At 57.2% G+C, this 24,626-nt stretch carries 18 protein-coding genes; 11 read left to right on the forward strand and 7 right to left on the reverse strand.

Translation table 11 applies throughout. The annotated features are described in order from the left end of the window. Positions 1 to 56: 56 nt before the first annotated feature. Entirely contained in the window at positions 57 to 626 is a 570-nt protein-coding gene (gene ahpC / locus ACO05M_RS15670) for an alkyl hydroperoxide reductase subunit C (RefSeq protein WP_421864925.1), read from the reverse strand. Between the two features lie 221 nt (positions 627 to 847). Here ahpC and ACO05M_RS15675 point away from each other — a divergent pair, with 221 nt between their 5' ends. Next, on the forward strand, positions 848 to 3,496 hold the full coding sequence (locus ACO05M_RS15675) for a tetratricopeptide repeat protein (protein WP_421864928.1): 2,649 nt from the start codon (positions 848 to 850) through the stop codon (positions 3,494 to 3,496). A 32-nt stretch (positions 3,497 to 3,528) separates the two neighbouring features. On the opposite strand, the gene ACO05M_RS15680 is transcribed toward ACO05M_RS15675, so the two are convergent. Then, positions 3,529 to 4,383: a LysR family transcriptional regulator gene (locus ACO05M_RS15680; protein WP_421864931.1), complete on the reverse strand. Its 855-nt coding sequence runs from the start codon at positions 4,381 to 4,383 to the stop codon at positions 3,529 to 3,531. Between the two features lie 138 nt (positions 4,384 to 4,521). On the opposite strand from ACO05M_RS15680, the gene ACO05M_RS15685 reads away from it, so the two are divergent. The 5 genes from ACO05M_RS15685 (at position 4,522) to ACO05M_RS15705 (ending at position 9,266) form a co-directional block, all read left to right on the forward strand. Next, positions 4,522 to 5,733 carry a YbfB/YjiJ family MFS transporter gene (locus ACO05M_RS15685; protein WP_421864934.1) on the forward strand — a complete coding sequence of 404 codons (1,212 nt, stop codon included), beginning with the start codon at positions 4,522 to 4,524 and terminating at the stop codon, positions 5,731 to 5,733. Between the two features lie 263 nt (positions 5,734 to 5,996). Continuing rightward, positions 5,997 to 6,422 carry a phosphoribosyl-AMP cyclohydrolase gene (gene hisI, locus ACO05M_RS15690; RefSeq protein WP_421864937.1) on the forward strand — a complete coding sequence of 142 codons (426 nt, stop codon included), beginning with the start codon at positions 5,997 to 5,999 and terminating at the stop codon, positions 6,420 to 6,422. Next, positions 6,419 to 7,768, forward strand: coding sequence for a dihydroorotase (locus tag ACO05M_RS15695; RefSeq protein WP_421864939.1), 1,350 nt, complete (start codon positions 6,419 to 6,421; stop codon positions 7,766 to 7,768). The genes hisI and ACO05M_RS15695 overlap by 4 nt, the downstream gene beginning before the upstream one ends. Positions 7,769 to 7,781: 13 nt before the next feature. Next, entirely contained in the window at positions 7,782 to 8,699 is a 918-nt protein-coding gene (gene folE2, locus ACO05M_RS15700; RefSeq protein WP_421864941.1) for a GTP cyclohydrolase FolE2, read from the forward strand. Between the two features lie 3 nt (positions 8,700 to 8,702). Beyond that, a complete protein-coding gene (locus ACO05M_RS15705; protein ID WP_114695554.1) occupies positions 8,703 to 9,266 on the forward strand; it encodes a carbonate dehydratase in 564 nt (187 codons plus the stop codon). 11 nt (positions 9,267 to 9,277) lie between these two features. Here ACO05M_RS15705 and ACO05M_RS15710 read toward each other — a convergent pair whose 3' ends face one another. Further along, the gene (locus tag ACO05M_RS15710; RefSeq protein ID WP_421864944.1) at positions 9,278 to 10,183 is read right to left on the reverse strand and encodes a LysR family transcriptional regulator; all 906 of its coding nucleotides are present in this window, start codon (positions 10,181 to 10,183) and stop codon (positions 9,278 to 9,280) included. A gap of 178 nt (positions 10,184 to 10,361) precedes the next feature. Between ACO05M_RS15710 and dld the strand changes: the two genes are divergently transcribed. Next, entirely contained in the window at positions 10,362 to 12,047 is a 1,686-nt protein-coding gene (gene dld, locus ACO05M_RS15715; RefSeq protein WP_421864946.1) for a D-lactate dehydrogenase, read from the forward strand. Between the two features lie 114 nt (positions 12,048 to 12,161). Here the strand turns inward: dld and acnA are convergent, their stop codons facing one another. Beyond that, positions 12,162 to 14,879, reverse strand: coding sequence for an aconitate hydratase AcnA (acnA, locus tag ACO05M_RS15720; protein ID WP_421864949.1), 2,718 nt, complete (start codon positions 14,877 to 14,879; stop codon positions 12,162 to 12,164). A gap of 1,363 nt (positions 14,880 to 16,242) precedes the next feature. Between acnA and ACO05M_RS15725 the strand changes: the two genes are divergently transcribed. Together ACO05M_RS15725 and ACO05M_RS15730 are read left to right on the forward strand one after the other, a co-directional pair. Continuing rightward, positions 16,243 to 19,038, forward strand: a complete 2,796-nt coding sequence (locus ACO05M_RS15725) for a bifunctional aconitate hydratase 2/2-methylisocitrate dehydratase (protein ID WP_421864952.1) — start codon at positions 16,243 to 16,245, stop codon at positions 19,036 to 19,038. 317 nt (positions 19,039 to 19,355) lie between these two features. Then, the gene (locus tag ACO05M_RS15730; RefSeq protein ID WP_421864955.1) at positions 19,356 to 20,099 is read left to right on the forward strand and encodes a DUF1826 domain-containing protein; all 744 of its coding nucleotides are present in this window, start codon (positions 19,356 to 19,358) and stop codon (positions 20,097 to 20,099) included. A 56-nt stretch (positions 20,100 to 20,155) separates the two neighbouring features. Here ACO05M_RS15730 and ACO05M_RS15735 read toward each other — a convergent pair whose 3' ends face one another. Continuing rightward, on the reverse strand, positions 20,156 to 21,163 hold the full coding sequence (locus ACO05M_RS15735; protein WP_421864958.1) for a nucleoside recognition domain-containing protein: 1,008 nt from the start codon (positions 21,161 to 21,163) through the stop codon (positions 20,156 to 20,158). Positions 21,164 to 21,337: 174 nt separating this feature from the next. On the opposite strand from ACO05M_RS15735, the gene ACO05M_RS15740 reads away from it, so the two are divergent. Together ACO05M_RS15740 and ACO05M_RS15745 are read left to right on the forward strand one after the other, a co-directional pair. After that, positions 21,338 to 21,802 (forward strand): Lrp/AsnC family transcriptional regulator, encoded by a 465-nt coding sequence (locus ACO05M_RS15740; protein WP_421864960.1) that lies wholly within the window; start codon positions 21,338 to 21,340, stop codon positions 21,800 to 21,802. Between the two features lie 135 nt (positions 21,803 to 21,937). After that, positions 21,938 to 22,471 carry a pilus assembly FimT family protein gene (locus ACO05M_RS15745; protein WP_421864963.1) on the forward strand — a complete coding sequence of 178 codons (534 nt, stop codon included), beginning with the start codon at positions 21,938 to 21,940 and terminating at the stop codon, positions 22,469 to 22,471. A 161-nt stretch (positions 22,472 to 22,632) separates the two neighbouring features. Here ACO05M_RS15745 and ACO05M_RS15750 read toward each other — a convergent pair whose 3' ends face one another. Next, entirely contained in the window at positions 22,633 to 23,691 is a 1,059-nt protein-coding gene (locus ACO05M_RS15750; protein WP_421864966.1) for a formate dehydrogenase subunit gamma, read from the reverse strand. Between the two features lie 330 nt (positions 23,692 to 24,021). Further along, positions 24,022 to 24,621, reverse strand: coding sequence for a formate dehydrogenase FDH3 subunit beta (gene fdh3B / locus ACO05M_RS15755; protein ID WP_114695541.1), 600 nt, complete (start codon positions 24,619 to 24,621; stop codon positions 24,022 to 24,024). Positions 24,622 to 24,626 lie beyond the last annotated feature (5 nt).

A 24,626-nucleotide genomic window follows, 5' to 3' on the forward strand; every position in this document is an offset into this window, starting at 1 on the left:
GGACCGGCATCATGCCGGTCCCGGTTTCTCTGATCTGACTGTGATCAGAGCGCCGCTTAGATCTTGCCGACCAGGTCCAGTGACGGAGCCAGGGTCTCTTCACCCTCTTTCCACTTCGCCGGGCAGACTTCACCCGGGTGCGCCGCCACGTACTGGGCCGCTTTGATCTTGCGTACCAGCTCACCGGCATCACGGCCGATACCACCGGCGTTGATTTCGATGATCTGGATCTTGCCTTCCGGATCGATCACGAAGGTGCCACGCTCGGCCAGACCGGCTTCTTCGATCATCACCTCGAAGTTACGGGTGATCAGACCGGTCGGATCGCCGACCATCGGGAAGTTGATCTTGCTGATGGTGTCGGAGGTGTCGTGCCAGGCCTTGTGGGTGAAGTGGGTGTCGGTCGATACCGAATACACCTCAACGCCCATCTGCTGCAGTTCCGGGTAGTAGTCGGCCAGATCGCCCAGCTCGGTCGGGCAAACAAAGGTGAAGTCGGCCGGGTAGAAGAACACAACGGACCACTTGCCTTTCAGGTCGGCATCGGACACTTCGATAAAGTTGCCCTGGTGGAAAGCCTGCGCATTGAACGGCTTGATTTCGGTATTGATCAGCGAGTTAGACATGGTTTTCTCCAAGTACGGTTGAGTTATCGCGGATAAGTTGTAAACACAGCTGTAATTTAGGATTTCGCTGATAATTTTTGAAATCTATTGTTTCAATTATTTTGATAGCTAAAAACTATTATTAGATTTCTCAGCTGCTCAATCGCCTGCCGACCCCTGACCTCTGGGCGTAACTGGGTTACTCTGCCCTCTAAACTGATCAGCGTAGGAGAAGGACCTTAATGCTCAATCGGATCAAACCCGCCGTAGTGTCACTGCTGCTGGCCGGTGCCACAGTCACGGCCCTGGCCAACGAAACCCTCTATCAGAGCGCACTGGAGTACCAGCGCCAGGGTGACGAGCGTGCCGCCGTGATCGAACTGAAAAACCTGCTCAGCGAAAATCCCGAGCACGCCCAGGGACGTCTGCTGCTGGGTGAGCTGTACCTCAAGCGGGGTGATCTGCAAGGTGCCGACAAGGAGCTGCGTCGCGCCCGCCAACTGAACGCCGAATCTCCGCGACTGCCGCTGCTGCAGGCCCGGGTACAACTGCTGCAGGGGCAGGCTGAAGCCGTCCAGCAACACCTGTTGACGCTGGTGTTTGAACAGCCCGAGCTGGAGGCGGAGCGGTTACTGCTACTGGGGCACAGCTATCAGGCGATGCGTCAGTTGGCGCAGGCCGAAGCCACCTACCAGGCCGCTGAAGCCCTCCTCCCCAGCGGCGAAATCAACCTCAGTCTGGCACGTCTGGCGCTGCTGCAACGGCAACCGGATGAGGCGATCAGAAGGTCCCGGGCCGAACTGTCCAACCCGGAATCAACCGACTCGGCCTATTCGGCGCAACTGTTGCTGGGACAGATCCAACTGCAACTCGGCGATCCGGCAGGGGCTCGAAAGTGGTTTGAAGCCCTGCTGGTCGAACAACCCAAGCACCTTGCCGCCCAGTTGGGGCAGACCCGTGCATTGCTGCAGCAGCGCGAGCTGGAACTGGCCCGCCGACAGGTCGACGAGCTGCTGAGCCTGGCCCCCGGACTACCCGACGCCCAGCAGATCTCCGCCGCCCTCTACCTGCAAGCGGGTGAACTGGAAAAGGCCCGTGATATTCTCGATCCGCTCAGCCAGCGCTTTGATCGCCACCCGGAAGTCGGCTACCTGACCGGTTACACCCACCTGCAACTGGGCAACCTTTCCCAGGCCGAGAACCTGCTGTCGCGCAACCTCACCCGCCATCCGCAGCATCGCGCCACCCGCCTGGCGCTGGTGCGCTACTACATCGCCCAGCAACGCTTCGACCAGGCACAGTCGGCGCTGGCGCCGCTGCTCGATGATGACCAGATTCCACCCCAGGTCTATTCGCTGGCCGGAGCCCTGAGCCTGCAGCGCGGCGATACCGAAGCCGCCACCGGCTACTTCCGCCAGGCGATGCAGGCCGGTGATGAACGGCGCGCCGGTCGACCGCTGGCCATCTCGGAGATTCTCAGCGGCGAACTGGATGCCGGTATCAGCCGTCTCGAAGGGATCGTTGCACAGGGAGGCAAGGCCGATCTGCAGACCGACTCGCTGCTGGTACGCGCCTACCTCAAGGCGGACAACCCCGACAAGGCCCGACAGCTGCTGCAGCAACGGATCGAGACAGACCAGAACCGTGCCAGCTACCAGTTACTGGCCGCCATTCTGGAGATTCAACTGAGCAACTTCCCCGCCGCCGATCAGCTCCTGAATCAACTACACCGCGAGCAGCCCGAGCACCTCGGCGCACTATTGGGATTGGCCCAGCTGGCCCGCTTCCAGCAACAGCCGGACAAGGCCCTCGACTACTACCGCCAGGCACAGGCCCTGGCACCGGCCGATCCACGCCCGACCAAGGGGCTGATCGAATTGGCGCTGCAGCGCCAACAACCGGAGCAAGCGATCGAGCTGGCCGATGATTTTTACCAGCGCCAACGGTCGCAGGAAGCCGCCAAGCTCTATCTGGCGCTACTCAATCGCTTGCAGCGCCAGGACCGGATCGCCGAACTACTGCCGTCGATCCGCACCCGCTTCCCCAACGAGCCGGCTTTTGCCCTGATCGCGATCAAACAGCAGGTTGCCGACGGCAAACTCGATAGCGCCCGGGTGCAGTTGGAGCAGTTGGTCGATAATCAACCCGACTACCTGCCGGCCCAGCTCCGGCTGTTGCAGCTGTTACTGACGCTGGAGCAGCCCGAAGCGGTGCTGGCCCGCAGTGACCGCTTTATCGACCGGCTACGCCGGGATTCACTGACGCTGATGTATCGAGGCGACGCCTTGCGTCTGCTCCGGCGTCCCGACGAAGCCACCCAGCACTATCGCCAGGCCTATGACAGCCGTCCCTCGCCGCTGCTGGCGGCACGGTTGTCCCGCGCCATCGCACTGAAGGACCGCGAACGGGCAGTCGCCTTTCTGGATCACCACCTGCAACGCTTCCCCCGTGACCAGGCCGGGATGCTGTTCCAGGCCGAGTTGCTGCAGCGAGGCAAACCCGGCGATGCAGTCTCGGCCTATGAACGGCTGCTGACGCTCAACCCGGATCACATCGTGGCGCTGAACAATCTCGCCTGGGTGTACCAACAGATCGGCGATTCACGGGCACTGGAAACAGCCGAACGGGCCTACCAGTTGGCGCCGAACCAGCCGGCGATCGGCGATACCCTGGGGTGGATTCTGCTGGAGCAGCAACCCCAGAAGGCGCTTCCGCTGCTGGAGCAGGCCGCCGCCGCTCTGCCAAACCCGACGGTGCAGTATCACTACGCCGCCGCGCTGGCCAAAACCGGCCAACGGGAGAAGGCGATTGCCTTGCTGGAGTCCCTGATGCAGTACCAGTTCGATGACAAGGCCGAAGCCACAGAACTGCTGAAGTCGCTGAAGTCCTGAGTCACTGATCGCGCCTCCATCAAAATGACCGCTCAGGCCGCCCGGGCCTGAGCGGCTACCGCCCGCTCCAGCGTTTCCAGCGCCGTCAGGGCCGCTCCCATCCGGTGTCGCACCATCAGCGTCGGCACCCGCGCCAGCTGCGGCTCAATCGGTTCCACCAGCAGCTCATCACGGTAGCGACTCTGTTCCACCACCCAGCGCGGCATCAGGGTCGAGCCCAAGCCGATACTGACGCAGCCGATAATCCCGTCCAGCGTCCCCAGCTCCATCACCCGCCCCCCGGCAAAGCCGCTCTGGCGTTGCCAGATCAGCGCCCGTTCACGATAGACGCAGCCCTCGCGGAACAGGATCAACGCCGGTTCTTCGGTGTGAACCCCCTTGCCGTGGACCAGCACCAACTCCTCGGTCAGCACCTGGGTGGCCAGTAACTCGGGATGATCCACCGCACCACCGACAAAAGCACAATCGATCTTGTGGGCCAGCAGCCGCTCCAACAGGGCCGCCGAGGTCTCACTCTCGATCCGGAACTGCACCCCCGGATGCTGCTGGCGAAGCTGTTTCAATGCCCCGGGTAGCCGGAACGAAGCGAACGTCTCCATCGTGCCGATCCGCAGTTCGCCGGTCTGCTCACCCACCTGGCGTACCGCCATCGAAGCGGTATTTTCCAGCTGCAGCAGCTGCCGCGCGTGTTTGACCAGCTCTTTGCCGGACGGCGACAACGCCAGTCCCCGCCCCCGGCGGTAAAACAGCTCGGTTCCCAGCTCCTGCTCCAGCCGCTTGATCCGGCTGGTGACATTGGACTGCACCGTATGCAACGCTTTGGAAGCGGCCTGGACACCGCCCTCGTCCACCACCGCCAGAAAAGTCCTTAACGCCTGCAACTCCATAACTTCATCCAAAAATCTGCATTAGAGAACATTTGAATCTCTAATATTCATTTGTAGAGATAGGTTGGATTATTTACCTTTGGTGTTCACAACTCAAACCCATCTGCCCATTTACCCCAATATGCAGGAGAGACCGGAATGGACACCGCCCGCCAACGCTACCAGGTACTGGGTGCCGGCATACTGAGCCTGCTGCTGACCCTGGGCATCGCCCGCTTTGCCTATACCCCGTTGTTGCCGTTGATGCAGCAACAGGCCGGACTGGGACTGGCCGAGGGCGGCTGGCTGGCGGCGATCAACTACCTCGGCTATTTCTGTGGCGCCGTGGTCGCCTCGCTGATCAGCGACTTGCAGCTCAAAGACAAGCTCTACCGTATCGGCCTGATCATGGCGGTGATCAGTACCGCGGCGATGGCACTGACCGACAACTTCTGGATCTGGGCCTTCTGGCGCTTTATCGCCGGTGTCGCGGGAGTGTCCGGGATGCTGCTGGGCGCAGGGCTAATTCTGAACTGGCTGATGCGCCATAAGCTGCGCCACGAGCTGGGCATTCATTTCAGCGGCGCCGGGCTGGGCGTGGCACTGAGCGCGCTGGTGGTCGAACTGTTCGCCCACTTTGTCGACTGGCGCGGCCAGTGGTGGCTGCTGAGCGGGCTGGCGCTGCTGCTGGCGATTCCGGCCTGGCGCTGGATGCCGAAACCCGAGCAGGATCCGCACGCCAACCAGGCGGCCCATATGCAGGACAATCCGCCCGGTAAGCTGTTTTTCAGCACCTTCATGCTGGCGTATTTCTGTGCGGGGGTCGGTTACGTGGTCAGCACCACCTTTATCTCCGCGATCGTCGAGGGGCTGCCGGGCATGGCCGGTCAGGGTGGCTGGGTGTTTATGGTGATCGGCCTGGCCGCCGCACCGGCCTGTATCCTGTGGGACTTTATCGCCCGCCGGTTGGGCTACATCTACTCGCTGGCGCTGGCCAGCGGCCTGCAGATTCTCGGCATCCTGCTGCCGTTGCTGAAGCCGGATCTGACCGGCGCCATTCTCGGCTCGATCCTGTTCGGCGCCACCTTTATCGCCGTCGTCAGCCTGGTGCTGACCATGGCCGGGCGTTACTACCCATCCCGTCCGGCCAAGATGATGGGCAAGATGACGCTGGCCTACGGCACCGCCCAAACCCTGGCGCCGGCGGTGATCGGCATCCTGGCCGAACAGAGCGGCAGCTACAATATCGGCCTCTATCTGGCCGCAGCGGTGATGGTACTGGGCACTCTGTTGATGCTGCTGCTGAAGCCACTCGAAGCCCGCCAACAGCGGTTAAAAGCCGCCAATACCGCCAAGCCAGCGACCCACTGACGCAATCGCTTCACCGGCTGATCACCGCATTTCATCCCGCGGTTCAGCCGGCATTTCTCTACTGGCGCGAGTCAGATCAGCTCCAGCCTCTTTCGGTTTTATCTCCAATTCGAATCTTCATCACAGACTAAGAAATTTGATAACTGAGTTAACTACCAAAATGCTATGTTATAACATGTCGACTTTAATAAACCCTGACCAACCACAACCGACGCGTCCTGGCATCAAGGTCAGAATCCACATGCAATCAAGAGGTAGCCTTTATGACCAAGGCGTTTTTTCAGAGTATCGAAACCAACGCCCACAACCACAGCCTCCCACTGGCGGATGTACTGAGCCGGTTAGCGTTCAATGATCAAGGATTGATTCCCGTTATCGCGCAGGATGCCACCAGCAAGGAGGTGTTGATGCAGGCTTGGATGAACCGGGAAGCGTTGGATCGAACCCTTGAATCGGGGCGGATGGTGTATTGGTCGCGCAGCCGTCAATGCTATTGGGTAAAGGGCGAGAGCAGCGGCCATATCCAGGAGCTGGTTCGGATGTCACTCGATTGTGACGGTGACGTGATTCTGTGCCAAATCAACCAGATCGGTGCCGCCTGCCACACCGGCCGTCCTGCCTGTTTCTATCTGGAGGTGGTGCCCGAGAAAGATCAGGTGGTGATCCAGGGAGATGCCTCCCTGCCATGAAGTCCACGCTGATTAACAACACGACCCTTATCAAGAAGGCGACGCTGATCAACGAAGGCAGCGAGATCGTTGCCGACCTGCGAATCCGTGATCAGCGGATCGACCAGATCGCCGCTGAAATCCCCGCCCAGGCCAACGAGCAGGTGATCGAGGCCGAAGGTCGTTGGTTGCTGCCGGGGATGATCGATGACCAGGTCCACTTTCGTGAGCCCGGCCTGACCCACAAGGGCACCATCGCCAGCGAATCCCGCGCGGCGGTTGCCGGCGGTATCACCAGTTTTATGGAGATGCCCAACGTCAATCCAGCCACCACCACTCTCGACGCCCTGGATCAGAAGTATCAGATCGCGCAACGTCATTCGCTGGCCAACTATGCCTTCTATCTGGGCGCCACCCCCGACAATCTCGACCAGATTCAGCGTCTGGATCCGTCCCGCCACTGCGGCGTCAAGGTCTTTATGGGCGCCTCCACCGGCAACCTGCTGGTCGAAGATCCGGTCGCACTGGATGGGATCTTCCAGCACAGTCCGGTCTTGATCGTGACCCACTGCGAGAGCGGTCCGGTGATCCAGCACAATCTGGAGCGCTACCGTAACCAAGACAGGATGCCGACGATCTCAGATCACCCGATCATCCGCTCCGCCGAAGCCTGCTACGCCTCATCCTCCTATGCGGTCGAGTTGGCCAGGCGATTCGGCAGCCAGCTGCACGTCCTGCATATCACCACCGAGAAGGAACTCAGCCTGTTTGAACCCGGCCCAATCATCGGAAAACAGATCACCGCCGAGGCCTGTGTTCATCATTTATGGTTCTGCGATCAGGACTACGCGCGCAAGGGCAACCTGATCAAATGCAACCCGGCGATCAAATCGTCGACGGATCGGGACGCGCTGATCCAGGCGCTGCATAGCGGACAGATCGACATCATCGCCACCGACCATGCTCCCCATACCTGGGAGGAGAAGCAGCAGTCGTTTATGCAGGCGCCAGCGGGGTTACCGCTGGTGGAGCAGGCCCTGCTGAGTCTGCTGGATCATGTCCATCACCAGCGCCTGAGCCTGACCCAGGTGGTCGAAAAAACTGCCCATAACCCGGCCCTGCGCTATGGCATCGTCGAGCGGGGATTCCTGCGTGAAGGCTATTTTGCCGATCTGGTGTTAGTCGATCCCGAAGGCGGCACCGAAACCCGTCATGGAACGAGCCGCTATCACTGCGGCTGGTCACCCTTCGACGGCCAGCGATTCCAATCCCGGATTCTCTCCACCTGGGTCAACGGTATCCAGGCCTTTGATGGCCAACAGCTGTGTACGGACGCCTCCGCATCAGCGCTCCAATTTTCTCACTAACGATTTATTTTTTATGCTCAATCCAAAGCCACTGCCGGATGTGGCATCTCAACATTCGGCTTCGCACTCCCTCACTCTCCAATGGGTCGGGATGGAACAGATCGCCCTGCCGATCCGACTGGATCTGGCCGATGGCCGTTCGCTAAATCTCAGCGCCAAGGCCGACCTCTATGTCAGCCTGGACCGCCCGGATGTGAAGGGCATCCATATGTCCCGTCTCTATCTGGAGATGAACCGTTTTCTGGCCAACCAATCGCTGACCCATGAATCACTGACGCAGCTGCTGGCCCTGATGGTCGAATCCCAGCAGGGCATCAGCCGGAATGCACGAATCACACTGAGTTTTGATCTGCTGCTGCAGCGCGACTCGCTCAGGAGTCAGCAGCAGGGCTATCAATCCTATCCGGCGGTGATCAATGCCGAGCGGATCGATGATCAGCTGAAGCTGGAGCTGGAACTGACGATCCCCTACTCCAGCACCTGCCCCTGTTCCGCCTCTCTGTCCCGGCAACTCTACAGCGAAGCGGTCGACCGGCAATTCTCCGGTGACGCTATCGACAAGCAGGCGTTGTTGCAGTGGATTCAATCCGAAGCTGGCTCCATCGCCACACCCCATAGCCAGCGCTCCTACGCCTACCTGCAGCTGCAGCTGGCCGACGGTGCCTTCCCCGACCTCAGCACCCTGATCGATAGGATCGAGGAAGCCCTCGGCACCCCGGTACAGACGGCAGTTAAGCGCAGCGACGAGCAGGACTTTGCCCGCCTGAACGCGGAGAACCTGATGTTCTGTGAAGACGCCGCCCGGCGGGTGAAAACCTGCCTCGAAAACCAGGCCCAGATCAGCGACTACTGGTTCAAGGTCGAGCACCAGGAGAGCCTACACGCCCATAACGCCGTCGTTATCGATCAGAAATTCACAACAGAGAACTAAATCATGCTGCGCAAGAACCCCTCCGGCCTGAGTCCCCAGGTCTCAGAGAAAGCCTTTATCGATCCCACCGCCATCATCTGCGGCCATGTGATCATCGAAGAGAATGTCTTTGTCGGCCCCTACGCGGTAATCCGAGCCGACGAGGTGGACGCCGACGGCAACATGGAGCCGATCATCATTCGTCGCGATTCCAATATTCAGGATGGCGTGGTGATCCACTCAAAATCCGGGGCGGCGGTCACCATCGGTCAACGTACCTCCATCGCCCACCGCTCCATTATCCACGGCCCCTGCGAGGTCGGCGATGATGTGTTTGTCGGCTTCAACAGCGTCATCTTCCGCGCCCATATCAACGACGGCTGCGTGATCCGACACAACTGTGTGATCGATGGTCTGGATCTGCCGGCCAAGATGCATGTCCCGCCGATGATCCATATCGGACCGGACTTTGACCTTAGCCAGATCGAGCAGGTACCGCCGGATTACTCCTCGTTCTCCGAGTCGGTGGTGGCCGCCAACCACTGGCTGGTCGAGGGCTATAAGAAGCTGTCCAACGAGCTTAACTGACAAGCCGTGGCTTAATGCCGGAAAAGGGCCTCTTCTTCGGCAAACATCGCCTCCAGCAGCTCGATAAAGGCGCGGGTTTTCGGTGGCAGGTAGCGGCTCTGGGGATAGAGTGCGTAGATACCGACCCGTCGATACAGCAGGCTTTCCATCACCGGCACCAGATCGCCGCTAGCCCGCTCGTGCCGCACCATATAGAGCGGCAGAAAAGCGATCCCCATCCCATCCAACGCCGCTTCACACAGCGCCAGCAGCGAGTTGGCCCGAAAGCGGCCGTTGACCCGAACCGAGGTCTCACCCTCCGGCGAGATACAGGGCCAGTCTGCTTCGCCGGTCTGTTGATGGCTGAACAGCAGGCACTCGTGCTCAGCCAGTTCCTCCAACGATTGGGGTGCGCCGTGCTGTTGCAGATAGGCGGGCGAGGCGAAAGCGTGCCAGCAGGAAGTCACCAGCCGTTTACAGATCAGGCTCGAATCCTCCAGAGTGCCGGTTCGAATCGCCAGATCGAAGCCCTGCTCGATCAGATCATCGAAGCGATCCTGAATCACCATGTCGACTTCCACTTCCGGGTAGCGCGCCATAAACCGGCGAATCACTTTCGGTAGAAACAGTTGACCAGACACACCCGGCGCGCTGATACGCAGCACACCACTGGGTTCGGCACGGTAGGCGCTTAGCTCTTCACTGGCCATTTCGACATTCTGCTCCAATGTTTGGCAGTGTCGATAAAGCAGCTCGCCAGCTTCGGTCAGATTGAGCTTGCGGGTGCTGCGGCGCAACAGTTGCGTACCGAGGTCCGACTCCAGTCGTGAGATATGCTTGCTGACCACCGAACTGGCCACACCCCGTTGATCGGCTGCTGCGCGGAAGGATTTCAGCCGCACCACCAAGGCAAATAACATCAGATCATCAACGCGCATCAAACAGCTTCCTGGCGGCTCAGCCAATTAGCAAAGATATAGAAACTATCAAGTTCCTTTGTTGCTGTTAATTTAGCATACCGCTCTCTTTAAACTCCAAACCTATAAAAAAACCAACGACGAGAACCCTGGGCTTAAGGCCTCCAATTCTCGATGACGGAACGCTGAGGAGATTTAAATGAACAACGAAGCTTTGATCGCCAGGCTGACTGAGATAGTCGGAACCAAATACTGCATCAGCGGCGATAAGAAATCAGAACGTTTCCGCAAAGGCTTCCGTTCGGGTGAGGGTCAGGCCCTCTGTGTGGTCAAACCTGGGACACTGCTGGAACAATGGAAGGTCCTGCAGGCCAGCGTCGCCGCAGATAAGATTGTGATCTTCCAAGCCGCCAATACCGGCCTCACCGAAGGGTCGACGCCGAAATCGAGCTATGCCCGCGACGTGGTTGTGATCAACACCATGCGTATGGATGCGATCCACTGCCTGCAAGGCGGCAAGCAGGTACTGAGCTTCCCTGGCGCGACACTGTTTGCGTTGGAAAGACTGCTGCGTCCGCTCAAGCGCCTGCCTCATTCGGTCATCGGCTCCAGCAGCATCGGCGCATCAATTCTCGGTGGGGTCTGCAACAATTCCGGCGGTGCACTCTGCGAGCGCGGTCCGGCTTATACCGAACTGTCGCTCTACGCCCAGGTTGGCGAAGACGGTAAGCTGCGCCTCGTCAACCACCTGGGCATTGAGCTGGGCGACACCCCTGAAGAGATCCTGACGCGCCTGGAGGCCGGCGATTACGACAAAGACAGCGCAGCGCCTGCCGGCAAGAAGGCGTCCGATACCGATTACGATGCGATCCTGCGGGACGTCGAAAGCCCGCTACCCTCTCGCTACAATAATGACGACCGCCTTCTCCATGAGGTCTCCGGTTGCGCCGGAAAACTCGCCGTCTTTGCGATCCGCCTCGATACCTATCCGCAAAATGAGGAGGAGCGCACCTATTACATCGGCACCAACAACCCCGACGACATCACCGAACTGCGCCGACGCATTCTGACCGAATTTGAAACCTTGCCGGTATCTGCCGAGTACGTGCACCGCGAGTGTTTCGATATTGCCGCCGAATACGGCAAAGACACGCTGGTGATGATCGACAAGCTGGGCACCGATCGGTTGCCTGCGGTGTTCGCGCTCAAAGGCGCAGTGGACGCGCGGTTGAACAAATTTTCACTGACCCGAGGATTCACCGATAAATTCATGCAGTTTGCGATGCGTCTGTGGCCGCAGCACTTGCCTAAGTTCATGCGCGATTACCGCGACCGGTTTGAGCATCACCTGATCCTGAAAATGCATGATGGCGGCATTACCGAAGCCGAGAAGCTGCTGCCAGAACTCTTTGAAGGAAGAGACGACGCGGACTTCATAGCCTGTACACCGCGCGAAGCGAAAATTGCCGGTCTGCATCGCTTCGCCGCGGCGGGAGCGGCAGTCCGTTACGGCCACGTGCATGCCGATCAGGTTGAGGATATCTTGGCCCTGGATATTGCGCTGCCGCGCAATGATCTGAATTGGCGGGAGCAACTGCCCAAGGAAATCACCGACAAGCTGGTAGCGAAGGTCTACTACGGCCACATGATGTGCCACGTCTTCCACCATGACTACATCGTCAAGAAAGGCGTCGATGTCAAAGCGCTGAAGGCGGAGATGCTCAAACTATTGGATCAGCGGGGTATCGAGTACCCGGCCGAGCATAATGTCGGCCATCTTTACGTCGCCAAGGAAGACCTCGCTGCACACTACAAAGACTGTGACCCGACCAACTCCTTCAATCCCGGTATCGGTAGAATGTCTCGGGAAAAGCACTACGCCTGAGCCCTGAGCACCACCCACAAGACGAGCCGTCTAGCTCCACCTTGGAGATAGCCGCCGCCAAAAAAAACCGCCGATAAACGGCGGTTTTTTGATTCCGACAAAGCAGAACTGGGGTTAGGTATTCGCGGCGATGATATCGCGAAGAACCATCGGCAAGATGCCTTTGTGACGGATTTGATCCAGCTCGGATGAAGTATCAACGCGCGACAGCAGCTCAATCTGCTGTGACGAGCCATCCGCTCTGTTGATCGTCAGACCGACAGTGCCTCGTGGTTCCAGGGTATCGATGCCATTCAAGTCGAAGGTTTCGGTACCATCCAGATTCAGAGAAGCCCGTGTCACCCCTTCCGGCAATTGCAGCGGCAGAACACCCATGCCCACCAGATTGGATTTGTGAATACGCTCAAAGCTTTCCGCAATGATCGCTTTAACACCCAGCAACGCAGGCCCTTTCGCCGCCCAGTCGCGTGATGACCCGGTGCCATAGAGCTTGCCGCCAAACACAACGGTGGACGTACCTTCGTTACGGTAACGCTCAGCCGCGTCGTAAATGGACATTTGCGCAGGTGCACTGTCAGACGAGTAATAGTTGGTTACCGCGCCCGTGGTGCCCGGCAGCAGCAGGTTTCTGGCTTTGACGTTGCCGAAAATACTGCGCAGCATCACGTGGTGGTTACCACGACGCGCGCCGAGCGAGGTCATGTCGCTGTCGGCAACACCTTGTGAGCTCAGGTATTCACCTGGAGGAGAATCCGGGCGGATACGGCTGACCGGTGAGATATGGTCGGTGGTGGTGTTGTCGTCACACATCACCAGCATGCGCGCACCGGAGATGTTGTTCAGTGAATCTGCCGGCGTTTCCAGTGAGAAACCGTCGAAGAACGAGATCTCCTGGATATAGGTTGAATCCGGCGCCCAGTCATAAACCGGTCCAGTCGGAGATTCCAGGTTCTGCCAAGTAGCCGGGCCATCCAGAGAGTTCTCATAGGTTTCCCGGAACGCTTTCGGATCCATACATTCATGCATGGTCTGAGTGATTTCAGCGTTGCTTGGCCAGATATCTTTCAGGAACACATCGTTTCCACTGGCATCCTGACCCAGTGGCTGCGTGGTGACATCAATATTCACATTGCCTGCCATCGCCATGGCAACAACCAACGGTGGTGACATCAGGAAGTTGGTATCCACATCCGGGTGTACACGACCTTCAAAGTTACGGTTACCGGACAGAACCGACGCCGCGATAATGTCGTGGTTTTGCAGTGCATCTTCGATGCTTGGAGCCAGCGGACCTGAGTTACCCACACAGGTGGTACAACCGTAACCGGCGGTGTTAAAGCCCAATGCATCCAGATGTTGTTGCAGTCCGGCCTTGGTCAAGAAGTCGGTAGCAACGGGTGACCCGGGGGCCAGAGAGGTCTTGACGCCGGCCGGTACCTTCATACCCAGTTCATTGGCTTTCTTGGCCAGCAAGCCCGCCGCAATCAGCAGGCCGGGGTTGGAGGTGTTAGTACAGGCCGTGATGGCAGCAATCACGATATCGCCGTCTTTTAACTCTCTTTCAGGCTGCGGCTCGAAAATGCCCGCCTCGTCGGCCTTCATTGGCGTCACCTTGACCACTTCAGGGGTACGCTCACCTTCAGCGGCGGCTTTGCTGAACACATTGCCAAGTTCAGCCAGCGGCAGACGATCCTGAGGCTTTTTCGGGCCCGCCACGGAAGGTTCAACCGTCGATAGATCCAGATGCAGCAGATCGGTATATTTCGGCAGCGCCTGACCCGGCGTCCAGGCCATATTCTGTGCCTTGTAGAACGCCAGTGGCAGTTCGCTATCGCGACCGGTGGCTCTCAGGTACTCGGCAGAGATTTCGTCAAACGGGAAGAAGCCCATGGTGGCGCCATATTCAGGCGACATATTGGCGATGGTCGCACGGTCAGGCAGGGACAGGTTCGCCGTGCCTTCACCGACGTACTCAACAAATTTGCCAACAACGCCACCCGGATAGTTACGCAGCATTTCGGTGATGGTCAGTACCAGGTCAGTTGCAGTAACACCTTCTCTGAGTGCGCCTGTCAGCTCAACACCAACCACTTCCGGTGCCAGCATCTGCATCGGCTGACCCAGCATCGAAGCACCCGCTTCAATACCACCGACACCCCAACCCACGATACCCAGCGCGTTCGCCATTGGCGTGTGGCTGTCCATGCCAATCAGCGTATCCGGTACCATCAGACCATTCATGTTGAGATAGCCTTGAGCCAGATATTCCAGATTAACCTGATGCACAATACCGGTCTGCGGGGGGATAATCCGGATGGTGTCAAATGCCTGTGCACCCCATTTCAGGAAGGCATAACGCTCTTTGTTTCGTTCCGCTTCCAGCTCACCATTGATTCGAAGAGACGCCGGGCTACCGGTGTTGTCCATGGTCACGGTATGGTCGATAACCAGGTCGGCGCGCACCAGAGGTTCGATAATGGCAGGATCCAGGCCCATCCGCTGAACCGCCGAACGCATGGCGGCAAAATCAACGATGGCGGGTGTGCCGCTCAGGTCGTGCATGATGACGCGACCTGCCGTGAAAGGAATTTCAATAGGCTGTTTGCCTTGATGTTCTGCCCAGCCGCCAAGCGCCTGAACCTGCTCAGCCGTTATGCCGTTTTGGCCAACGTTCCGGGCGATACCTTCCAGAATAGGGCGAAGAGAAAAAGGTAGTTCATCGAGCTTGATACCAAACAGCTCTGCAGTATCCGGAAGGCTATGGTAACTGTGCTCCGTTCCGGGAAGTGTTCTAACCGAACTGGATGGATCAAAATCGAGAAGACTTGTCATATTTTTATACCTTTCGCATACAGGACATTTCTGAACCTACAACCTTTATTGCACGAGCCTCCGGTTTTTATCGGAGCTTCTCGAAACCCTTGTCGGTTATAGCGTCAGCCGTCAAACAAACCGCCATTCCTTCGAGTGATTCTATGATCGGTGTGCAACCATCCTTAACAACGTTTGGTAGTGCTGATTCATCGATATGATCAACAGAAGTCATGTCTGTGCAGATAACAATGTCGCGGGGAGCATCGTTACTCTCACCCGGCGCAGTAAACGCCATTTCTTGCAAGACAAATCGTCACCGACTCAAGATTGTCGACAATTTTAGCCACAAAGCTGCTCAAATCAACAAAAACGGGCATACTTTCGTCTAAATTACATACAATCTAAGACCATTTGCTAGTACAGATTGATTTTGGAGCGGCTCTATTGGTTAGCGATCGGATCCAGGGTGTGAAAAACGAAACCAGATCCATTTAGAGATTTCTCGACCTCATCGACAGCACAGCCTAAGGAACCTCCGAACAAGTCCCTGCGGCTTCTGCAAGTGCCTGAAGTACGCAAGTTCTAGGCGCGAGCTGCAGCTAATGGCCATCGCCCTTAGCAAAGGTTGCAACGACGAAATTGTGTACTTCAGGCCTTGCCCTGCGGGCCTTCAGCTTGATCCGCACTCTGCGTTGCAGTTTTTTGCAAGGTCTAGACATTGCTTCAAAACTGCGTCTGGATTGCGAACCAAGCTGAAAGCCAGAAGCTAGCAAGGACTTATTCGTAGGTTCCCTAACCGGCTGTTTTTTTTAAGTCGCTCATCTGATTGGCAGGGTTTGCCGATTATCTTCAGATGTGAATTAGCGGCATTTCTACGCAACCCGCCCCATCCTGCAGGTGACATGCACAGAGCCATGAGCCGCGCTGTCATGAAATTTCAAAAGTGAGCTTGTCGATGAGGTATTCGAAGCCCAATCCTGCGGCTCGTCACTTGCGTCCTTGGCAAGGACTGTATGAAAAGAGGAGACTGTCAAAGCGAGAGAGATTGTGAGACTCACGGGTTGATGCATGGCTTCTAATTTCTAGCCAACCAGATAAATAAAACACGATGGACTCGCCTTAGCCACGCCAAATAAAAACCAATCAACTCACCAAATGATTATTATTTTCATCGAGAAGATAGCTGTACCCTTTTATTACCTTCTCGTATTGCTACAACCAATGTATAGCATTCGTAGCTAATTGATTTTATTCACATTTATCTGGCTTATATCGAGTATAAGCTGCATTCAACTAGTTTTCATTGAGCTGTTTGTGACTTTTTTTTTATAATCCGCCGTTAAATCATAACCAGATTTAATCAAGTGAGACGTTGGACGCCATGAGCTACTATTCCGAGTACCTACAAGAGATTGAGGTTCGTAAAAACGACCTGGGTCTGAACCCAAAACCAATCGATAGCGCTGAATTGCTGTCTGAAATCATTGCCCAAATTAAAGACACGGGTAATGCCGAGCGCGAAGCTTCTCTAAACTTCTTCATCTACAACACCCTGCCTGGTACGACTCCTGCGGCTGGTGTTAAAGCGGCTTTCCTGAAAGACATCGCCCTGGGTAAAGAAACTGTTGCGGAGATCTCTCCCGAATTCGCGCTTGAGCAACTGTCTCACATGAAAGGCGGTCCTTCTGTTGAAGCGCTGCTGGATATCGCACTGTCTGACGACGCACAAGCTGCTGCCGCTGGCGAAGTCCTGAAGTCTCAGGTTTTCCTGTACGACGCTGACACTGCGCGTCTGGCTGACGCTTACAAAGCGGGCAATGCCATCGCTAAAGACATTCTGGAAAGCTACTCCAAAGCGGAGTTCTTCACCAAGCTGGACGATATTCCAGAGAAAATCGATGTTGTTACCTACATCGCCGCAGAGGGTGATATCTCTACCGACCTACTTTCTCCGGGTAACCAGTCTCACTCCCGTGCAGACCGTGAACTGCACGGCAAGTGCATGATCTCACCGGAAGCTCAGCAGGAAATCGTTGAACTGGGTAAAAAGCACCCTAACGCTAAAGTGATGCTGATTGCTGAAAAAGGCACCATGGGCGTAGGTTCTTCCCGTATGTCCGGTGTTAACAACGTGGCACTCTGGGCAGGTGAGCCAACTTCTCCCTACATTCCGTTCGTAAACAACAAGCCGGTTGTAGCGGGTACTAACGGTATCGCTCCGATCTTCCTGACCACTGTTGGTGTAACCGGCGGTATCGGTCTGGACCTGAAAAACTGGGTTAAGAAAACCGATGCAAACGGCGAAATCGTACGTGATGCAAACGGCGACCCGGTACTGGAAGAAGCTTACTCCGTAGCCACTGGTACGGTTCTGACCATCGACACTAAGGCTAAGAAGCTTTACAACGGTGACGAAGAGCTGTCTGATGTTGCCGACGCTTTCACTCCCCAAAAAGTGGAATTCATGAAAGCCGGTGGTTCTTACGCGGTTGTATTCGGTAAGAAACTGCAGACGTTTGCTGCCGAAACTCTGGGCGTTGAAGCGCCGGTTGTTTACGCACCGTCCAAAGAGATCTCTATTGAAGGCCAGGGCCTGACGGCTGTTGAGAAGATCTTCAACCGTAACGCGGTTGGTGTGACTTCTCAGACTCCTCTGCACACCGGTTCTGACGTTCGTGTGAAAGTGAACATCGTCGGTTCTCAGGACACTACCGGTCCTATGACCTGTCAGGAACTGGAAGCCATGGCGGCTTCTACTATTTCCCCTACTGTTGACGGTGCTTTCCAGTCCGGTTGTCACACCGCCTCTGTATGGGATGCCAAAGCTCAGGCCAACACGCCTAAGCTGATGGCATTCATGAACGCGTTCGGCGTAATCACTGCACGTGACCCGAAAGGCGTTTACCACTCAATGACTGACGTTATTCACAAAGTACTGAATGACATCACCGTTGACGACCGCGCCATCATCATCGGTGGTGACTCTCACACCCGTATGTCTAAAGGTGTCGCCTTCGGTGCTGACTCCGGTACCGTTGCTCTGGCACTGGCCACCGGTGAAGCGGCCATGCCGATCCCTGAGTCTGTCAAAGTAACCTTTAAAGGTTCTATGAAGCCTCACATGGACTTCCGTGACATCGTGCACGCCACTCAAGCACAGATGCTGAAGAAGTTCGCTGGCGAAAACGTCTTCCAGGGCCGTGTTATCGAAGTACAGATCGGTACGCTGCTGGCTGACCAGGCCTTCACCTTCACCGACTGGACTGCAGAGATGAAAGCGAAAGCTTCTATCTGTATCTCCACCGACGAAACCCTGATCAAGTCTCTGGAACTGGCTAAGTCCCGCATCCAGATCATGATCGACAAGGGTATGGAAAACAGCGCTAACATGCTGCACGGCCTGATCGAGCTGGCTGACAAGCGTATCGCTGAAGTGAAATCCGGCGAAGCGCCCGCTCTGGCTCCGGACGACAACGCTAAGTACTACGCTGAGCTGGTTGTTGACCTGGACGCCATCGACGAGCCGATGATCGCTGACCCGGACGTAAACAACGAAGACGTCTCTAAGCGTTACACCCACGATGTGATCCGTCCGACCTCTTACTACAACGGTCGCCAGGTTGACCTGGGCTTCGTCGGCTCCTGTATGGTTCACAAAGGCGATATGCAGATCATCGCTGCGATGCTGCGCAACCTGGAGAAGAAAGGTCCTATCACCTTTAAAGCGCCTCTGGTTGTTGCGCCGCCGACCTACAACATCGTTGACGAGCTGAAAGCCGAAGGCGACTGGGAGCTGCTGGAGAAATACGCCGGCTTCGAATTCTCTGACGAGAATCCAAAAGAAGAAGCGCGTACCAAGTACGAGAACATCCTGTACCTGGAGCGTCCTGGCTGTAACCTGTGTATGGGTAACCAGGAAAAAGCCGAAGCGGGTGACACCGTGCTGGCGACTTCTACCCGCCTGTTCCAGGGCCGTGTTGTAGAAGACACTCCTGAGAAGAAAGGTGAGTCCCTGCTGGGCTCTACCCCAATGGTTGTCCTGTCCTGTATCCTGGGTCGCTTCCCGACTCTGGAAGAGTACAAAGACGCCGTTGACGGTATCAACCTGACCTCTTTCGCTCCGCCTAGCGAAGACTTGAGCGTAGCTCCTCAGGCTATCCCGGCCGCACGTATCTAATCACTGAAAACGTGACTAACAAAAAGCCCTGATCATTCAGGGCTTTTTTTTGCTTGCAGCTTGGGAAAGCCTGCAAACCCATAGGGTTTCTCGAACCACGCCATCCTGAATGGAGCGAATGCCCGCTCCCCGAAGATCACCAAGGCTAACCTCGCCTTTCAATACCAAGCTTGCGCCCCCACCCACTGCTTCAAACCGCTTATCAGTCATAGCGCACAAATAATGATGCGGTGATCCCGACATCGAACAGCACCCAATACAACCAATATCGTTAATTATGTTATATCATTACATCTTTACTCAAAGAGGTGGTGAGTGTGCAGACGGCCGAGCAAATCAAGCTAGATCCAGCGACTTCAATCGATTCCAGCAATAATCCCGAGACAACGCTGTATAGTCCTAAGAGCAGCCCCACGCAGATCAACCCTGAAGCTCACTCCAATTCGGCAATTGGTGATTCGATCGAGATCCTGACCAGGATTTATGACGACCCAATCAATCTGGTGGTACTACAGCGCCCACTGGCGTCTCAGGTTCAGCACTATTGCCGGCAACTGATCGCGGCCAAGCCCGACTTCTCGATGCGGGCCGTATTTCGCCAGGCAAGGTCCCAGCAAGCCTTGACCGAGTCGTTTCCGGTGCTGGAAGGCCAGTCGGCCTTTATCACAGATCTGATGCTGCTGATGGAGCTCTACAGCTGCCTGTTCGATCTGGAAGAGGTTGGCCTGCGGGTTCAGGTGCTGGATCGCGCCATGTGTCCCCGCTTCCACACCGACAAGCTCGGCTGCCGTCTGGTCACCACCTACCTCGGCCTGGGTACCGAATGGCTTCACAACCGGGTTCTGGATCGCAGCAAGCTCGGTGCCGGTAACCAGGGGCTCAGCGACGACAGGTCAGGGCTATACTCTGCGGATACCGAGATCGAGCAGGTCGCTGAAGGCGATATCGTGCTGCTTAAAGGCGACGGCTGGATCGGTAACGAAGGCCGCGGCGCCGTTCATCGCTCCCCGGCTGTCAGCCAGGGTGACAAACGCATTGTCGTCACGATGGACTTCGGCTGATTACGACTTCCGGCGCACCGCGATCAATGCGGGCGCCGGTCCGATCAGTTCTCGTCTCAGGCTTTAGCGGCCGGTTGCTCCTCACGGATCGAATAGAACAGGAACCGCTCCTGGAAGCTGTCGCTGGTGCGGTAGATCAGGCGGGTCATCACCGCGACAAATACCAGACTGAACACCAACCGGGCCCACAGCACCCCGGACAGGTCGGCCCCGAGCAGCAGTACCAGCAGGGTGTCTTCGATCAGGCTGTGACACAGACTCAGCAGGCACAGGGCCGAGAACACATCCCGGCGACTGATCCGGCCGCTCTGCGCTTCGCGGATCAGTAGCCCGCCGCCAAACGCCAACCCCAAAGTGATACCGATAATGGTCAGCGAGGTCGCCTTGGGGCAGATCCCCAGCAAGCGCAGGACCGGTTGCAGCAGCCAGATCATCAGCCGCTCGATATGCAGCCAGCGAAGCAGCCGTAACAGGCTGATCAGGGCGCCGATGATCACCACGATCATCGCCAGACTCTGCGCCTGGGCGACAAGCCAGCCACTCCAACTGTCGTCGATCGGCGGCGGGGTCCAACTCAGCTCCACCGGCTGCTGCAACCAGCCGCCCCAGCGGTAGGCTTGATCCAGTAAAACGCCGAACAGCAATGCGCCACCGAGCCGAATCCCGAGCGCCACTGCCAGTCGCATGCCGGCCTTCTGGGCGATTCGAACCTCCACCGGTAATGAATGCGCAATCAACATCATGCCGCACAGCACGGTCACCTGGGCCACCGTCAAGGATTCCTCCGGCGCCATCTGATAGAACACCAGCATCCCGGCATACATGTTGCTGAGCAGGTTTGCAGTCAGCACCAGACCCATCGAATCCGGCAGTCCCACCAGGCTCATCAGCGGCTCCAGCAGTTTGCTGATATAGGGGATCGCACCCAGCTCTTCGAGAATCTTGACGATGATGATGATCGGAATCATCAGTTTGAACAGCGTCGCGCTGACATCATAGATCTCCTTCACCAGGCTCGGGATGGTGTCATGGATAAAGCCATGAAGGGTCAGTGTGGTGGACATCGGATTAACCTCTACAACAGCAAGTTCAGTGGTACGTTGAAGGCGGTTAGTCTAGCCACTCCGTTTGTTCTATGATTTCTTTATTGTCGAACAAATTAGACTTAAATTACGTACTTTTAATTTCTAAGAAATATTTATTAACTTTAAACCCATCGATAAGAAATTTAATTAATCATGGAATTTGACCGTATCGATCGTCGTATTCTCGACCAGCTCCAGCGCGACAACCGCATCAGCAATCAGGACCTGGCCGAGCGGGTTGGACTGTCGCCGCCGGCCTGTCTTCGTCGGGTCAGAAAATTGCGCCAGAGTGGCGTGATCCTCGGTGATGTCGCCCTGCTCGACCCGCTAAAGATGGGCCAGCAACTCAATATCATCGTCGAGGTGGAGATGCTGCGGGATCAACTGGATGTCTACGATGCCTTTGTCCGCAAGATGCGGGCCGCCCCCGAGGTCAGCCAGTGCTACGAAGTAACCGGCGAGGTGGATTTTGTGCTGGTGGTCCAGGTGGCCGATATGCAGGCCTACGAGACCTTCTCCCGTCGCGACCTCTCCAGCGACCCCCATGTCAGCAAGTTTCGCTCGTTGATCTCGCTGCGACGGGAGAAATTCGACACCACCGTGGCGATCGCTACCTGATCACCGAACAGCTATATTCCATTTATTTTATGTAACAGAGGATATCAAAAACTGTTTCTTTTTTAGTCGGACGGGGTATGCTACTGGCTTGATAAATCAGTAAAAAATGCTGATCAGACAACCAACCTTCCGACAATGAAGCCACTATCCCGACCACAATCCGGTTTTACCCTGATCGAACTGATCGTGGTGATCGCCCTGCTGGGCATACTCGCCGCCGTGGCCCTGCCCCGCTTTGCCGATCTGGACCGCGAGGCCCATATCGCCAGCCACGAAGCCACCGCTGCGGCCTTCGCCACCGCGGTGAATCTGGCCCGATCCAAATGGGTGTCGCTGGGCTCCCCCAGCTCGCATGATGGCCGCAACGATGTCCAACTGCACGGCAGCGGCACCGACGGCCAGGTCGACTTCAACGCCCAGGGCTGGCCGGCCCAGAGCTATGCCGGCTCAGACGTGGTGATCAACGCCGACAGCGCAGCGGACTGTGAAGATATCTGGCCGGTGCTACTCAACAGCGGCCTGACCGCCTCCCGCAATGACCCCACCACCGATTACGGCGTCACCCGCGAAGTGAATGATGTCTGTGTCTATAGCTACCGGGCGCTCGATGGGCTGTCGTTTCGGTATGAGACGTTGACTGGAGATGTGACGGTGGTTATAGCTGACTAGCCCTTCCACAAACCAAAAAAAACGCAGCCCATCGGGCTGCGCAAAAGGTGAGATCCACGGATCTACAGGGTCTTAAGCTGCGGAACGATAGGAGCCTCTACGTTCCACCTAACCTTCGATCATCTCCCGATGAGGGCCTGAGCCAGGAGACGACCGGTCGGTTAGTCGTTGGCCTTACCGTCTGAGGCGTCGGCCTTGATCTGTTCATACCAGAGGTCATGATGCTGTTTGGCCCAGGTTTCGTCGACCTGGCCGGTGGTCATCCCCTCCAGCGCCCCTTCGGTGCCGACGCTACCGATATAGGCGTGGGCGGTGGCACCGCAGATCAGCACCAGCGCCGAGACGGCATGGAACAGGTTGGCGAGCTGGAAGTCGTCGCGGTTGTCGAAGTAGGCCGGGAAGTCGAGCACCAGCCCCGACAGCATCAGCACCACCCCACCCAGGAACAGCACCCAGAACCAGAGTTTTTCGCCGCCGTTCATGTAGCCGGCATGAGGGTGTTTACCCTTGATCATGCCACCGCCCTGCAGGAACCACTGGATATCGGTGACGGTCGGCAGGTTGTTGGCCAGCCACTTCAACAGCATGATCACCAGCGTGATCGCGAACAGCACCCCCAGGTAGTTGTGCAGCAGTTTACCCAGCGACATATAGCTGCCAAACGCGCCCTTACCCATCAGTTCGGGCAGGAAATGGCGCCCGTACAGAATGCTCAGCCCGGTGATGGTCAGCACGATAAAAAGCCCCGCCACGGTCCAGTGCAGGTAACGGTCGACCCGCTTCCAGCGCTCCACCGTGCGCCCACTGCGGGGCGAATCCAGCTTGTTGGCACCGAACAACAGGTAGACCAGCACCAGGCCGATCAGCGTCACCCCCAGCGCCCAGGCACCGTAGGTTTTGATGGTGTCGTTACGCAGCAAGCGCCAGTCTTCACCACTGCGGTTGATCAGCACCCCGGCTTCATCATGCCGGTGGGTTGAATAACCGCTCTCGCCACGGGTGACCTGACGCCAGTAATCAGCGCCTCGATTACCAACAGTGGTGCCTGTGACTGCCCCGGCCATCGCACTGGCGCTATTGGCCGTGTTGGCCGCTTGAGCCGCCTGCACCGCGCTGGTTATCCCCAATAACCAGATAACCAGCACGTACAACAGCACCGCCATCAGGCTGTGGTTCAGCCAACCGGGCATCGCCTGCATCGGTTGATGTTTCAGATTCATAATGACCTCTGACTGCGCGCCAGACTCCTCCCACAAGCCAAGCGCGTTTGAATTTAAGCCCCTGCATAACCGTCTCAGCACCACAGTGCGTCGTTGATCGCGGGTTCAAAATGCTCATTTACTCTCGGTAAACTGCGCTTTTTCACCCGCGTTCGCCTAACCCTGAGGCACTGATCCAGTCATGCAGTCGTCTTAACTGGTCAGTAGAAAAGCGGAACCGGGTTCCCATCCTTCAGAGACTCCACCGGCCTAAACCAATGGTGGCACCTCCCTGTGCCGCTCTAATCACCCGACAGCCGCCGCAGTCAGGCGATAGAACCCGGGGTTGGATCAGCGCTTTCTACCGGCGGCGTTATAGGCCAGGTTCTGGCCCCAGGCGCCCTTGTTGGACCCCCGCGCGATAATCCGTTCGCGGTAGATATCAGAGACGTCATTGGCGTCACCGGCCAGCAGCGCCTTGGTCGAGCACATCTCGGCGCACAGCGGCAGCTTGCCTTCGGCGATCCGGTTGCGGCCGTACTTCTCACGCTCGGCGACGGAGTGATCTTCCTCCGGACCACCGGCACAGAAGGTACATTTGTCCATCTTGCCGCGATCGCCGAAGGCCCCTTCCTGCGGGAACTGTGGCGCGCCAAACGGACAGGCGAACAGGCAGTAGCCGCAGCCGATACAGGCGTCCTTGTCGTGCAGCACGATGCCGTCGTCGGTCTGGTAGAAGCAGTCGACCGGACAGACCGCCATACAGGGCGCGTCGGTACAGTGCATACAGGCCACCGACAGACTGACCTCGTTGGGCTCGCCGTCGTTGATAGTTACCACGCGGCGGCGGTTTACACCCCACTCCACCTCGTGCTCGTTTTTACAGGCGGTGACGCAGCCGTTGCACTCGATACAGCGCTCGGAGTCACACAGAAACTTCATTCTTGCCATGGTGT

Source organism: Motiliproteus sp. (assembly GCF_965230735.1).
Taxonomy (GTDB): domain Bacteria; phylum Pseudomonadota; class Gammaproteobacteria; order Pseudomonadales; family Balneatricaceae; genus Motiliproteus.

Bases quoted from the DNA above. Each gene is read 5' to 3' on its own strand.
- ahpC (WP_421864925.1), bottom strand. From the start codon at position 626: ATGTCTAACTCGCTGATCAATACCGAAATCAAGCCGTTCAATGCGCAG.
- ACO05M_RS15675 (WP_421864928.1), top strand. From the start codon at position 848: ATGCTCAATCGGATCAAACCCGCCGTAGTGTCACTGCTGCTGGCCGGT.
- ACO05M_RS15680 (WP_421864931.1), bottom strand. From the start codon at position 4,383: ATGGAGTTGCAGGCGTTAAGGACTTTTCTGGCGGTGGTGGACGAGGGC.
- ACO05M_RS15685 (WP_421864934.1), top strand. From the start codon at position 4,522: ATGGACACCGCCCGCCAACGCTACCAGGTACTGGGTGCCGGCATACTG.
- hisI (WP_421864937.1), top strand. From the start codon at position 5,997: ATGACCAAGGCGTTTTTTCAGAGTATCGAAACCAACGCCCACAACCAC.
- ACO05M_RS15695 (WP_421864939.1), top strand. From the start codon at position 6,419: ATGAAGTCCACGCTGATTAACAACACGACCCTTATCAAGAAGGCGACG.
- folE2 (WP_421864941.1), top strand. From the start codon at position 7,782: ATGCTCAATCCAAAGCCACTGCCGGATGTGGCATCTCAACATTCGGCT.
- ACO05M_RS15705 (WP_114695554.1), top strand. From the start codon at position 8,703: ATGCTGCGCAAGAACCCCTCCGGCCTGAGTCCCCAGGTCTCAGAGAAA.
- ACO05M_RS15710 (WP_421864944.1), bottom strand. From the start codon at position 10,183: ATGCGCGTTGATGATCTGATGTTATTTGCCTTGGTGGTGCGGCTGAAA.
- dld (WP_421864946.1), top strand. From the start codon at position 10,362: ATGAACAACGAAGCTTTGATCGCCAGGCTGACTGAGATAGTCGGAACC.
- acnA (WP_421864949.1), bottom strand. From the start codon at position 14,879: ATGACAAGTCTTCTCGATTTTGATCCATCCAGTTCGGTTAGAACACTT.
- ACO05M_RS15725 (WP_421864952.1), top strand. From the start codon at position 16,243: ATGAGCTACTATTCCGAGTACCTACAAGAGATTGAGGTTCGTAAAAAC.
- ACO05M_RS15735 (WP_421864958.1), bottom strand. From the start codon at position 21,163: ATGTCCACCACACTGACCCTTCATGGCTTTATCCATGACACCATCCCG.
- ACO05M_RS15740 (WP_421864960.1), top strand. From the start codon at position 21,338: ATGGAATTTGACCGTATCGATCGTCGTATTCTCGACCAGCTCCAGCGC.
- ACO05M_RS15745 (WP_421864963.1), top strand. From the start codon at position 21,938: ATGAAGCCACTATCCCGACCACAATCCGGTTTTACCCTGATCGAACTG.
- ACO05M_RS15750 (WP_421864966.1), bottom strand. From the start codon at position 23,691: ATGAATCTGAAACATCAACCGATGCAGGCGATGCCCGGTTGGCTGAAC.
- fdh3B (WP_114695541.1), bottom strand. From the start codon at position 24,621: ATGGCAAGAATGAAGTTTCTGTGTGACTCCGAGCGCTGTATCGAGTGC.